This is a genomic window from Actinobaculum sp. 313 (assembly GCF_003073475.1).
Taxonomy (GTDB): Bacteria; Actinomycetota; Actinomycetes; order Actinomycetales; family Actinomycetaceae; genus Asp313.
The window spans coordinates 2,315,659-2,328,656 of sequence record NZ_CP029033.1; the positions used below are offsets into that span (position 1 = coordinate 2,315,659).

Consider the following 12,998-nt stretch of genomic DNA (forward strand, 5'->3'; position numbering starts at 1 on the left):
ACCAATATATGCGGCCTGCCGCCTAGTGCATGCCGTGAATGCGTCCGCCGTCGTCAACCGTAATATCGCAAGCAGATGGCCGACGCGGCAGACCCGGCATGGTCATAACCGAGCCGGAGATCAGCACGACGAATCCGGCGCCGGCCGATAGACGAACTTCCCGGATCGGCACGTCAAACCCCTCGGGAGCGCCGAGAGCTGCCGGATCGGTGGAGAAGGAGTACTGCGTCTTCGCGATACACACCGGCAAATGCCCCCTCCCCTCGCCCTCCAGCCGGAGAAGCTCGCGCCTGGCCGCCGCCGTGAAGGTCACCGTGGCACCGTGATACACGCGCTGAACTACCGCGAGCGCCTTTTCCGCCAACGGAAGCTCATCCTTGTAGCATAGGCGTGGCTTTTCCGATCTTGCTGCGCCCGCTTCCTCCAGCGCGGCTATCACCGCGCGGGCCAAGGGCTGCGCACCCGCACTTCCCTCGGCATAGTGACACGACAAGGCCACTTCAATTCCCAGCCTTGCCATTGCGGCACGTACTTCCTCGATCTCAGCAGGGGTATCGGCGGCAAACTGGTTAAGCGCCACCACCACGTGCTGCCCATAGACTTCCTGCAGATTGCGCACATGCTGCCGCAAGTTGGCGACACCCGCCCGCACCGCCTCCACATTCTCGCCTTCCAGGGCCGCCAATTCCACGCCGCCGTGGTACTTCAACGCGCGCACAGTTGCCACTACCACAGTCAGGGCCGGAGTCAATCCGGTCTGCCGCGAGACGAGATCGAAGAACTTCTCCGCACCCAGATCCGCACCAAATCCCGCCTCGGTAATGGCAATATCGCCCAGCGCCAGTGCGGCACGGGTAGCAATCACAGAATTACAGCCGTGGGCGATATTCGCGAAGGGACCGCCATGTACAACGGCAGGCGTACCTTCGAGGGTTTGCACAAGATTCGGAGCCAGGGCATCGCGCAGCACGGCGGTAAGCGCCCCGGTTGCTTCCAGATCATCGACCGTCACCGGTTCACCCTGTGAACTGCGTCCGACAACGATACGCGCCAGCCGATCGCGCAGATCCGCTAGCGACGACGCCATGCAGAACGTCGCCATAATCTGACTGGCCGCCGTGATATCAAACCCGGATTCGCGCGGCACACCTCCGGTTCTGCCTCCCAGCCCGACGACGATCTCGCGCAACGCCCGGTCATTGACATCAACCGTGCGGCGAATGGAAACGCTACGCGGATCGAGGTCAACCGTGGTGAAATGCAAGGCGTTATCCACCATGGCCGCGAGCAGGTTATTCGCCTCTGCAATCGCCGCGAAGTCGCCGGTGAAATGCAAGTTGATATCCTGCGCCGGCGTGAGTTGCGCCTTGCCGCCACCGGTAGCGCCACCCTTAATGCCGAAAACCGGCCCCATGGACGGCTCCCGGAGCGCAAGAACCGGACGCCTCCCCAAGCGGCGCAGGCCATCGGCCAGCCCAATCGACGTTGTCGTCTTCCCCTCCCCGCAGGAGTGGGCGAGATGGCCGTTACCAGTACGAGTGGGGCAGACGGACGCTCCCGGTACTCTGGCAAACCTTCCAGGTAGTCAAGGGCTATTTTCGCCTTATCATGCCCGTAGCGGAGTAACGCCCTGTCCGGAATCCCGTAACCGGCAGCAAGATCTGAGATAGGCAGGGGAGTCAGGACTCCGGCGGCAGCGTGCTCCTGCCGCGCATCTCCATTGGCATATCCGTTCAGTGCTCGTGTCACATTACTTATGCTAGGCGAAGAGGCGTGCATCAAACCGCCACTTGGCGACGGATGGGATGGAGCGCGCCAGCGCCTCGGGCTACGTCAGCCCGGTGGCCTGCGCCAGAGCGCCACACTTCACCACGTGGCATGAACTCAGTCGCAACCTTTCAATGCCGCGGTACCGCACCGCTCGGCATTTCAAATCCCCAATGCCTGCCGTGCCGCGACACGCGCATGTGCCGGGTCATGTGCCCCTTGCACCGACTCAGCCGCCAATCGACACTGCGCGAAGCTCACCGCGCATAACTGGGCTCCCACTGCGGGCAACGCGGTGGGAGCCATGGATAGCGACGTGACTCCCATTCCTACAAGCACGCAGCACAAGAAGGGATCTGCGGCCGCCTCACCGCACACGCCCACCGGCGTACCTATTCTCTGGCCCGCCTCGGCGATGCGAGCAACAAGCGCGAGCACGGCGGGCTGCCAGGGATCGGTGTATTCAGCCAACGGTGCGGACAGGCGATCCGCCGCCATCACATATTGTGCGAGGTCATTTGTGCCGATGGAAACGAAATCCACGCGCCGCAAGAACTGCTCTGCAAGCACGGCGACGGACGGAACCTCGACCATAATGCCCGCCTTGAGGCCGCGAGCGCGAACACGAACCGCAAAGTCCTCCGCCTCCGCCAGTGTGGATACCAGCGGCGCCATCACCCACGTTTCACCCTGGTGTTCCCTGGCAACGGCGGCGATGGCATCAAGCTGGTGGTCAAGCAGCTGCGGGTAACGCAAACCGATTCGCAGGCCGCGTACCCCCAAGGCCGGGTTCGCCTCAGGGCCCATATTCGCGAAGGCGAGCGGCTTATCAGATCCAGCATCAAGAGTGCGGATCACAACCTTGCGACCGGAAAAGGCTTGGAAGATCGGACGATAATGAGCTGCCTGCTCCGCAACACTCGGCTCCTCCCGTGCCGCAAGGAATCCAAGCTCGGTACGCAGTAGACCGATACCCTCCGCCTCCCCTGCCGCGGCGCGTTGCGCACCTCGTACATCCTGCACATTGACAAGGAGTTCCACCCGGTGGCCATCTGTTGTCTGCGCCGGCCCCTTCCAGGAACGCACGGTCGCCCGCCACTGTGCATCATGTTCGACTAAGCGGTGAGCATCGGCCGGGTTCGCCGTGCGTGTCAGCATTCCCGTGGAACCGTCGATCAGCACCATGTCACCGTTGCAGAATCGGGAAAGACCACGTGCCGCCACAACGCAGGGAATGCCGAGCTGCCGCGCAATGATCGCGGTATGCGATGTCGGCCCACCGAGTTCGGTCGCCAGCGCGATAACCCTGTTCGCATCGAGGCCGGCCGTATCGGCCGGTGCCAGGTCATCGGCCAATAGGATACTTGGCTCCGGTGGATTTGGAACCCCGGGTTCTGGGGCACCCTGCAGCTCGGCAACCACCCGTGCACACACATCCCGCAGGTCCGTCACCCGCTCCGCCATTGTGGCATCACCGTTTTCGAACAGTTCCACGAAATGCGCCGTTGCCCGAATAATGGCCTGCACCGCCGGTAGACCGTCGGCGATAAGCGCGGCAACCTCTTTGCGTACACCCGGATCCACGGCAAGCACCGAGGACATCTGCAAGACCTCTGCCGATGTGCCGGTGCAACGTTCGGAACGTTCCTGGAGGCGACGCGAAACCGCTGCACTGGACTCTTCGTATCGTTCGAGTTCCCGGGCACGTTCTTGTTCTGGCACACGTAGCTCTTCGCCGTCGGGGATGGAAGGTCTGACGACCCACACGGCAGGCGCATACGCCATGCCAGACACGACGGGCGTACCGTAGACGTCACTCATATTCTCGCTACCCCGATGGGTCATTGCTTCGCTCATTATGATCCCCACCTCTGCCGGTTCGTGCGGCCTGCCCTTCGGATCGACGGTGCACCGAAAGGCGGGTGCCACACGGCCAGTCTATCCGAAGCATTCTGCGGTCACTGGCGTCTATGCCATAGGTTCCGCATCCGCACAAGCCTCCGGCCATCACCACCGCCTGTATCGTCAGCGCGGGCGCATCCCCGCACACCGGATCACGCCGGACCGCAAGCATTTGCACACACCCCTCCTTCATGCCATACCACACGCGGGCGCCCGGCCCCGTTTTCAAAACTCCTCCACCACCAGGCTTGACATACCTCACACCTCCACCGCATAATGAATAAACATTCAGTCGTGAATTACTATTCGGAGGCTGGCAATGAAGCTTGGCTACATCGCTATCGATGAGGGGACAACGAACTGCAAGGTCCTCGCCTACTCGCAGGATGGCGCCGTGCTCGCTGAGGCATCACGGACGCTGACACTACGCAATCCCGCCGCAGGCCATTTCGAGCAGGACGCGGCGGAAATCCTTTCCGCGGTTGATGACGCACTGGCACAGCTCCTCGCTGATCTTCCCGACCTACAGGTACGTGGCATCTCCATCAGCAACCAGCGTGAATCCGTCGTCGTCTTCGACTGCGCGACTGCCACCCCGCTTACTCCGGTTATCGGCTGGCAAGACTCCCGTACCACGCACGCATGCCAACATCTGATTGACGCAGGATGGTCCGATACCTTCCGCGCCGCCACCGGGCTGCATCTTGACCCCATGTATTCCGCAACAAAAATGGCCGCCGCCCTGGACCTGGCGCAGGGCAGCATCACGGCGACCACTCGGGTCGGTACGATCGACGCACTTCTCATAACTCACCTCACCGGCGGAGCGACATGCGCCACCGATCCCACGAACGCCTCCCGAACCTTGCTGTACAACATTCATGCCGCCACGTGGGACCCGCAACTTTGCGAGGTCATGCGAATTCCTATGGAGGCCTTGCCACAGGTCCGCGCATCAAACAGCATCTTCGGCACATACGGCGGAACGCTGGAGCGCTTGGCAGGAGTCCCCGTTGTAGGCGTGTTGGGCGACTCGCACGCAGCACTCTACGGCCAGCACTGCAGCGAGGGAATCGGAAAGGTCACCTTCGGAACCGGCTCGTCAATCATGATCCCGACCGCGAGCGCACAAGTTGCCACCTCCCCGGTAGACACAACCATCGGTTTCACACTTGACACGAAAGTCACCTACGCGCGCGAAGGTAATGTGCTCGCGGCCGGCGCAGGAATCGACACGGCAGCCGACCTGCTGCGGTTCCCCTCCGGCAAGGATCTCGTCGCTGCCGCCGCGGACACCGCCACCACACCGCTCACCTATGTGCCGGCCTTCTCCGGGCTTGCTGCCCCCTGGTGGGATCGCGACGCAGTCGGCCTACTCGTTGGGCTGCGCCGTGACAGCACCAACGCGCAAGTCGCCCGCGCCGTCATCGAGTCCGTCGGGCACCAACTGGCAGACATCGTCGACGTCGTACGCGCGGAAGGAACTGACCTCGCCCTACTCCGAGCCGACGGCGGCCTCACCAGGAGCCCGTTGTTCGTGCAGGCAACCGCCGACATCTTGGATGTCGCCATTGAAACCGCGGACCAGAGTGACATCTCTGCGTACGGCGCAGCTCGCATGTGCGCCACAGGGCTAGGAGAACTGGCGGAATTCGATTCGGGAAGCGTTGCCTACACCCGCTTCGAGCCGCACATCGCACACAGCCAGCGGCAACAATCCCGCCGACAATGGCGAGACGCCATTAACCGCTCTCGCACAGCCGCATAACGCGGCAGGAAGGAAATCACCGTGAGTGACTCAACATCAAAACCCTTCTGGAGGCGTGCAGCCTTCGGCTGGGCTCTAATGTGGGTTGTCATTATTGTCGCCGTCGTCGTTAACACACGGGTGTATACACCGGGTGAGGAACCCGAACTCGTGGGCCGAGGAGGGAATGCGGACATTATTGACGACCCCGCCGCTTACGCCCAAGAGGAGTACAGCACCGTCATTAAACCAGCCATTGAGGACAACGCGGTTGAGCTGACAGAACTGCTCGACGCCATTGAGGCGGATGCCGATGCGGCAGGCGAAGAATACGGCGGCCGTAACGGACAGTCAGCCTGGTCGTTCCCAGTCAGCGCAACCGGGACAATCGCCGAGGGCAGCTTTGGCGAGGTCACCCTCGAAGTTGCGGGCCTCACCGAGCCTAGCGTGGGCATTCAAACCGGCCCGGCCATCACCGGCACCGCGCTGCGCGACGCGACCGGAACGATCACTTTCTCCATGTTCACCAACCAGACGGATTTCGCCAGCGTCGCCACCGAAATCAACAACCAGATGAAAGACGACCTGTTGGCCAACGTGGACCTGACGGAGATGATCGGGCAAGAAGTCACGGTGACCGGCGCCTTCACCTACGACGACTCCGGTCACATCCTCATTACTCCGACCAGTATTGAGGTGCAGCGATGACACGGGTCAGTACCGGCGCAACGACGGCGCTTGCCACGCCTGCCGAAGGTACGGATATCGCCACCGGTGAAGTCATTATGAGCGCCCGCAATGTCTCAAAGGTATACGGGGGCACCCATGCCCTACGCAACGTGGACTTCGATATCTACAAGGGTGAAGTCACCGTGCTACTGGGCGAGAACGGTGCGGGCAAGTCCACGCTCATGAAGATCATGTCGGGCGTGGAAAGGCCCACGGCCGGATCTTTACAACTCAAAGGCCAAGAAATCGCGTTCTCTTCACCGGCTGACGCAGTTTCGCAGGGTGTTGCGATCATCCACCAAGAGATGAATCTCTGCCTCAATATGACAATCGCCCAGAACATCTTCTTGGCGCGAGAGGTCACTCGCGGTGGCGTCGTCAATAAGCGAGAGCAAAACAGACGCGCAGTCCTGGCACTGTCCCGGCTGGAGGAAGATATTCGGCCAGACACGTTGGTGGGTGACTTACGCCTAGGCCAGCAACAACTGGTAGAGATCGCGCGCGCACTGGAGGAGAACGCGGAGATTCTCATTATGGATGAGCCGACGTCCGCACTGTCCGTAGGCGAGGTGAAGGTTCTCTTCAAGGTGATCCGCGATTTGACCGCCCACGGCGTCTCCATCGTCTACATCTCACATCACCTGGACGAATGTCTGGAAATCGGCGACGAAGCAGTGGTCTTGCGCGATGGAACGGTCGTCAACCATGCTCGCATGAAAGACGTTGATATGGCATGGATGATCTCCAATATGGTGGGCCGCGCCCAGGACGAGTTGCATGTTCCCGTTACCGCAACCCCCGGCGAGACAATCCTGACGATCAATAATCTCATTGTTGCCGACCCGCAGAATCCGGGACGTACCGCAGTACGCGATTTCTCGCTCGATGTACGTAAGGGAGAAGTCATTGGCATTTATGGCCTCATGGGTTCCGGCCGCACCGAGCTGCTCGAAACAATCATCGGGCGCAATAGGGCGCAGGGCGGGGCAATCGGCTTCGCGGGCCAAGAGATCACGAAAATGTCCATCGCGCAGCGCATTGCGCGCGGCATCTATCTGGTACCGGAAGACCGGCAGCGCGATGGGCTGGTACAGGGGCAGACCGTAGGTTTCAACCTATCGCTCGCATCGATTCTCGGGTTCCTCACGGGCCCCTTCGTTTCCCGCCGACGTGAGAAAGCACGTACCGCTGAGATCACCACAAATACGCGCGTGAAGGCATCCTCTCCCAAGGCGCTGATCGGTTCGCTCTCCGGCGGCAACCAACAAAAGGTCGTTATTGGGAAGGCCCTGATGACGGACCCTCGCCTCGTTCTCTTAGACGAGCCCACCCGCGGCATTGATATTGGTGCTAAAGCAGATATTTTCCGCTTCATGGCCGACCTCGCGGACCAGGGCATTGCGGTCATCTTCACCACCTCTGATGTCAGTGAAGTTCTGACCTCGTGCTCACGGGTTCTTGTCGTCTCGCGCGGCCGCATCACTGCGGAATTCGCACCGGAAGACGTCACACGCGAACGTGTGCTGGCCGCTGCGGACGACTCCCATCAAACTCTCGATTCCATCGAATCCCAGACCACATCGAATACGCAGGACGGAGCACAGAAATGAAAACCGCAGCAAAAGACCGCGAACAGAAGAAGGCATCCGGCTCGAGCCGCTTCTCCTTCTTCGCGGACCGTTCTATCGGGGAATTCCTCATGGATCAACGTGCCTTTATCGTGCTTATCGTCTTGGTCATCGTTTTTGCTGCCCTATCCAGCAACTTCCTTTCCTCTGGAAACCTGCTGACCATGACCCGGCACGTCGCCTATAACGCACTGCTCTCCCTGGGCATGTTGCTCGTGATTATTACCGGCGGTATCGACCTGTCGGTCGGCGCCACCTTGGCCCTGTCCACGGTAGTTGCGGGCGAACTGCTCGGCGGCGTCGGCCTGCCGTTCATTAGCAAGACGGCCTACCCCTCTGTGGTCGCCGTCGTCATTATCTGCATGCTAGTAGGCGCCTTTGTCGGGTGGATCAACGGCCAGCTCATCACGCGATTCAACATTGCGCCCTTCATCGCGACTCTCGGCACGATGTACATGGCCCGCGGTACGGCACAGCTCATTTCCAACGGAGCGACCTACCCGCATCTGCAGGGAGATGCCGCGCTGGGTAACACGGGCTTCTCCTTCCTGGGATCTGGGAAATTGCTCGGATTGCCCACCCAGATCTGGATCATGATTCTGATCGCCATCATCGTCTGGTTCATACTCAACAAGTCACCGTTCGGGACGTGGCTGTACGCAACCGGCGGAAATGCTCGTGCTGCGGGACTCTCCGGAGTACCGGTACGCAGGGTGACCGTTCGGGTTTATGTCATCTCGGGCACCCTGGCGGCCCTGGCAGGCCTCATCATTGCCTCCGAGTTAACTTCGGGAGGCCCGCAGTTGGGAACCACCTTCGAAATGAACGCCATCGCCGCCGTCGTTATTGGTGGGGCATCGCTCGCCGGCGGACGCGGCAATGTCAAAGGCGCTCTGATTGGAGCCTTCGTGATCGGCTTCCTCTCCGATGGACTTACGCTCGTCGGTATTTCCACCTTCTGGCAGACCTTCATTAAGGGCCTGATTATCGTCCTCGCCGTCATGCTGGACCAGGCGCAGGAACGGCTGAAGAACGCCCGTGCCGCAGCGGCGGCAGCGGCGAGTGTACGCGCAGAACGAGGAGAACCAGCGCAAGATCCGGACCCCGAACCCAAGGGCTCATCCGACTCAGTCGGCACGCAGTCTCCAGAACCATCCGATTCAGTCACAACCCACAAGTAAGTACCGCGCGGAGTCGGTACCTACGACCCGTTCGCATACCGGCTCCCGCCTTCAACCGGGCGCGCTGCAGCGCCCACAACCACAAGGAGATCAACATGAAACGCAATCGACTGATCCGGGCGGCCGCCGCCCTCGCGGCTTTCACGCTCGGTTTGGCGGGCTGCTCGTCCGATAATTCGTCCGACGGCGGCTCCGGCGGTGAAAGTTCCGCCGTCGAAACTCACGAGGCGGGCGGCCTGATCGCTATCATTACGCCCTCGCACGATAATCCCTTCTTCAAAGCGGAGTCCGACGCCGCCGTGGCGAAGGCGCAGGAGCTCGGCTACGATACTTCCGCAAATTCGCATGACGACGATCCCAACAAGCAGTCCGAGCTGATTGACACCGCTATTTCGCAGGGCGCCGTCGCCATTATTCTCGATAATGCCGGTGCCGATGTCACCACTGGCGCAGTGCAGAAGGCGGTGGATGCCGGCATTCCCGTGTTCCTCATCGACCGCGAGATCAATGAGACGGGTATTGCCACCTCGCAAATTGTCGCCAATAACTCCCAGGGTGCCGCCCTCGTCGGGGAAGCCTTTGCCACCGAGTTAGAGGGACAAGGCAAGTACGTGGAACTACTAGGGCGCGAGACCGATACCAATGCACAGGTTCGCTCCACCGCCTTCCACTCGGTACTCGATCAGTACGAGGATCTGGAGATGGTTGGGCAAGAAACCGCCAACTGGGATCAGCAGGAGGCATTCACCAAAACGGAGACGCTACTCCAGCAGCACCCGGACCTGGATGGCATTATCGCCGGAAACGACACCATGGCGGTAGGCGCCGTTGCCGCCGTCGAGGCAGCTGGGAAAAGTGACCAGGTGACGGTGGCCGGTTTCGATGGTTCCCCGGACGCCGTCGAAGCCATTAAGGATGGCAAGATGCTGGCCACCGGTATGCAACCTGCCGTCGCCATCGCCGAAATGTCGGTGGAGCAGGCCGATCTATACATCCGCACCGGTTCTACCGGGGAGGACGAGAAGCAGTCCATTGACTGCGTGCTCATTGACGCTACAAACGCGGACAAATACACCCTTTTCGAGCTATCCGAATAACACGCTGTACGGGCCGGGCATAGGCACCGCACGCCCAACCCGGCCCGTACACCTCAACAGGAAAACAGTGTTCGGGTCGAAGGCCTCTTTTGTCGCATCAACCCGTACACATGCACACAGAAAGATAACATCATGACACAATATCCAGAATTCGGCGCCGGCCTCTGGCATTTCGCCACCTATGTAGACCGGTACGCCGTTGACCGTTACGGCGACCCGCGCGGCACACTTGAGCAGATCGAGTTGGCGGGAAAGGTCAAGGACCTCAGCTGGGTCGATATCAATTACCCCTTCAGCCCAGGCGTTACCGTCGATGAGGTCAAGGACGCGCTAAAGGCCAACAATCTCAAATGTGTGGGCATCACCCCGGAGATCTACCTGCGCGATCACGTCCGGGGCGCATTTACGAACCCCGACGACGCCGCCCGGCGTCGTGCCATCGACATCATGCAGGCGGGAGCCGACATGGTGCGTGAACTCGGTGCGCGCTACGTGAAGACGTGGCCAGGCCAAGACGGATGGGATTATCCTTTCCAGGTCGACTACCACGATGTGTGGAAGAAGTCGGTCGACGCCATGCGGGAGCTGGCCATCAACAATCCCGACCTCAACTTCGTCATCGAATACAAACCGCGCGAACCACGTAACCACATGATCTGGAACAACGCCTCACGCACCATCCTCGGTATTCAGGAAATGGGCGTGGACAATGTTGGCGTTCTCCTCGATTTCGGGCACTCCCTCTTCGGCGGAGAGACGCCGTCAGATGAGGCACAGCTGCTGATCGACCACGGCAAGCTATTCGCCATGGACGTGAACGATAACTTCCGTGGCTGGGATGACGACCTGGTTGTCGGAACGGTTCATCCCATCGAAATCCTGGAGTTCTTCTACACCTTGAAGAAGAACAACTGGGAAGGCGTGTGGCAGTTGGACGAGTTCCCCTTCCGCGAAGACGTGGTGGAGGCCGCCAACCTCGGCATCGACTTCCTCAAGGCCATTTGTCGCACCCTTGAAGTCATCGACATGGACGCCATCGCGCAGGCGCAGGCCGCACAGGACGCCATCGCCGTGCAGCGCATGGTGCAAAAGGCGCTCTTCTCGTCCATGGCGGGTGAGTGAGGATGCTGTATCCTCCCACTGATCGGCAACCCTGGATCGGGCGGATTGACCGGGATTCCCCGGCAGAACTCGTTGGCGCCCTCAAGCAGGCCGCCAACGAGATACGCAAGCGCGATCTTCGCCTGGTACATGAGGCCGGGGCGGGGCACATCGGGGGCTCGTTGGGAGCCGCCGATATTCTGACCACGTTGTATTTGCATTCCCTGCATGTTGCACCTGAACGGGTGAGCGATCCCGAACGTGATCGCTTCATTCTCTCTAAGGGGCATATCGCCGGGATGTTATATGTGGTGTTAGCCGCGCGCGGATTCATCGACCCTGAAGAACTCCCGACCTTCCTACAGCCGGAATCCGACCTCGATGGCCACCCTTCGCGTACCGGGGTGGCAGCCGTTGAGGCCAATACGGGTCCGCTCGGGCATGGTCTTCCCATCGCCGCCGGGCACGCCATGGCGGCACGCCTCGACGGTTCGCCGCGACGCACCTTCGTACTCACCGGCGACGGTGAGCTGCAAGAAGGGTCCAACTGGGAGGCTCTGATGTTTGCTGGGCACCAAAAGCTCGGCAACTTGACCGTGATTATTGATCGGAATCGCCTGCAGCAGGGTGCCAGAGTGGCAGACACTAACACCTTGGAGCCATTGGCTGACAAACTTGCTGCCTTCAATTTCGAAGTCATCGAGGTTAACGGCAATGAGATAGCCGAGTTGCTGGAGGTATTTGATGCGCCAACGCGCGACGGCGCCAAACCGCGGGCCGTCATCGCGCATACCAACAAGGGACATCCGATCAGCTTCATGTCTGACAACGTCGCCTGGCACCACAAAGTGCCCGACGACAAGCAGTACACACAGGCTATGGAAGAGTTGGAGGTGATCTCATGACTGACGCAGCGCGCGACCCACGTGACGGTTTCGTTGCCGCCCTCCTAGAGCTGGCACAAGCAGACCCGCGCATTACAGTCGTCGTCAATGATTCCGTCGGCTCCTCGAAACTCGGTCCGTTCCAGGACGCCTACCCGGATCGCCTGATCAACGTTGGCATAGCGGAACAGAACCTTGTTGGTGTGGGCGCGGGACTGGCCAACGGTGGACGCATCCCCTTCGTGTCCGGTGCCGGGTCGTTCCTCTCCGCCCGTTCAATGGAACAGGTGAAGATCGATGTCGGCTACGCACAGAACAATATCAAGTTGTGTGCACAGAGCCCCGGCTACGCCTATGGGAACCTGGGTGCCACCCACCATTCGGCGGAGGATCTCGCCTGGATGCGTGCCATCCCCGGTATGACAGTTCTGAATCCCGGAGACTGCCGGGAAACCGCTGCCGCAGTGCGTTGGGCTGCCGCATACGAGGGCCGGTCTATATCCGTATCCCTCGATTGAAGGTCGCCGACTTCACGCCCGATGCCCCCTTCGAGGCGGGAAAGGCACTGCGCCTGCACGATGGCGGGGATGTCACCATCATTTCCACCGGTATCGTGACGCCGCGAGCTCTCGCGGCTGCCGAGAACTTGACAGCCGACGGCATTTCGGCGCGCGTACTGCACATGCCCTGCGTAAAACCGCTGGATACGGAGGCGATAGCAACAGCGGCACAGGAGACCGGTGCGATTGTCACCGTCGAAGAGGGCACGACGGTGGGCGCCCTCGGCGGTGCGGTATGTGAGCTGGTCACGGAGATCAGCCCCATCCCGGTACGCCGTTTGGGTGTACCCGACGAGTTCCCGCCCACCGGATCCGAAACATGGATTCTCGACCATTACGGGGTGAGCGCTGCAGGAATCAGCTGTGCGGCGCGGGCCTTACTGGAGTTGACGAAGTAAAGTA

The 12,998-nt window shown here is 60.7% G+C and carries 10 protein-coding genes and 1 pseudogene; 9 read left to right on the forward strand and 2 right to left on the reverse strand.

What is annotated here, in order from left to right:
• Positions 1-22 precede the first annotated feature (22 nt).
• Together DDD63_RS09980 and DDD63_RS09985 are read right to left on the reverse strand one after the other, a co-directional pair.
• Positions 23-1,779: pseudogene (locus DDD63_RS09980) on the reverse strand (formate--tetrahydrofolate ligase).
• Positions 1,780-1,929: 150 nt separating this feature from the next.
• A complete protein-coding gene (locus tag DDD63_RS09985) occupies positions 1,930-3,624 on the reverse strand; it encodes a putative PEP-binding protein (protein ID WP_240611258.1) in 1,695 nt (564 codons plus the stop codon).
• A gap of 364 nt (positions 3,625-3,988) precedes the next feature.
• Between DDD63_RS09985 and DDD63_RS09990 the strand changes: the two genes are divergently transcribed.
• From DDD63_RS09990 to DDD63_RS12550, 9 genes are all read left to right on the forward strand, one after another.
• The gene (locus tag DDD63_RS09990; RefSeq protein ID WP_108716240.1) at positions 3,989-5,437 is read left to right on the forward strand and encodes an FGGY family carbohydrate kinase; all 1,449 of its coding nucleotides are present in this window, start codon (positions 3,989-3,991) and stop codon (positions 5,435-5,437) included.
• A gap of 21 nt (positions 5,438-5,458) precedes the next feature.
• Positions 5,459-6,124, forward strand: a complete 666-nt coding sequence (locus DDD63_RS09995; RefSeq protein ID WP_125482505.1) for a DUF2291 family protein — start codon at positions 5,459-5,461, stop codon at positions 6,122-6,124.
• Entirely contained in the window at positions 6,121-7,755 is a 1,635-nt protein-coding gene (locus tag DDD63_RS10000; RefSeq protein WP_108716242.1) for a sugar ABC transporter ATP-binding protein, read from the forward strand. Before DDD63_RS09995 ends, DDD63_RS10000 begins: the two co-directional genes overlap by 4 nt.
• The gene (locus DDD63_RS10005) at positions 7,752-8,954 is read left to right on the forward strand and encodes an ABC transporter permease (protein WP_108716243.1); all 1,203 of its coding nucleotides are present in this window, start codon (positions 7,752-7,754) and stop codon (positions 8,952-8,954) included. Before DDD63_RS10000 ends, DDD63_RS10005 begins: the two co-directional genes overlap by 4 nt.
• 95 nt (positions 8,955-9,049) lie before the next feature.
• Positions 9,050-10,051 (forward strand): D-ribose ABC transporter substrate-binding protein, encoded by a 1,002-nt coding sequence (locus DDD63_RS10010; RefSeq protein WP_108716244.1) that lies wholly within the window; start codon positions 9,050-9,052, stop codon positions 10,049-10,051.
• Positions 10,052-10,183: 132 nt separating this feature from the next.
• Positions 10,184-11,173 carry a sugar phosphate isomerase/epimerase family protein gene (locus tag DDD63_RS10015; protein ID WP_108716245.1) on the forward strand — a complete coding sequence of 330 codons (990 nt, stop codon included), beginning with the start codon at positions 10,184-10,186 and terminating at the stop codon, positions 11,171-11,173.
• A 2-nt stretch (positions 11,174-11,175) separates the two neighbouring features.
• Entirely contained in the window at positions 11,176-12,057 is an 882-nt protein-coding gene (locus tag DDD63_RS10020) for a transketolase (protein ID WP_108716246.1), read from the forward strand.
• Complete coding sequence (locus DDD63_RS12545; RefSeq protein WP_205647241.1) at positions 12,054-12,554, forward strand: hypothetical protein; 501 nt, start codon at positions 12,054-12,056, stop codon at positions 12,552-12,554. The genes DDD63_RS10020 and DDD63_RS12545 overlap by 4 nt, the downstream gene beginning before the upstream one ends.
• Complete coding sequence (locus DDD63_RS12550; protein ID WP_205647242.1) at positions 12,551-12,994, forward strand: transketolase C-terminal domain-containing protein; 444 nt, start codon at positions 12,551-12,553, stop codon at positions 12,992-12,994. The genes DDD63_RS12545 and DDD63_RS12550 overlap by 4 nt, the downstream gene beginning before the upstream one ends.
• Positions 12,995-12,998 lie beyond the last annotated feature (4 nt).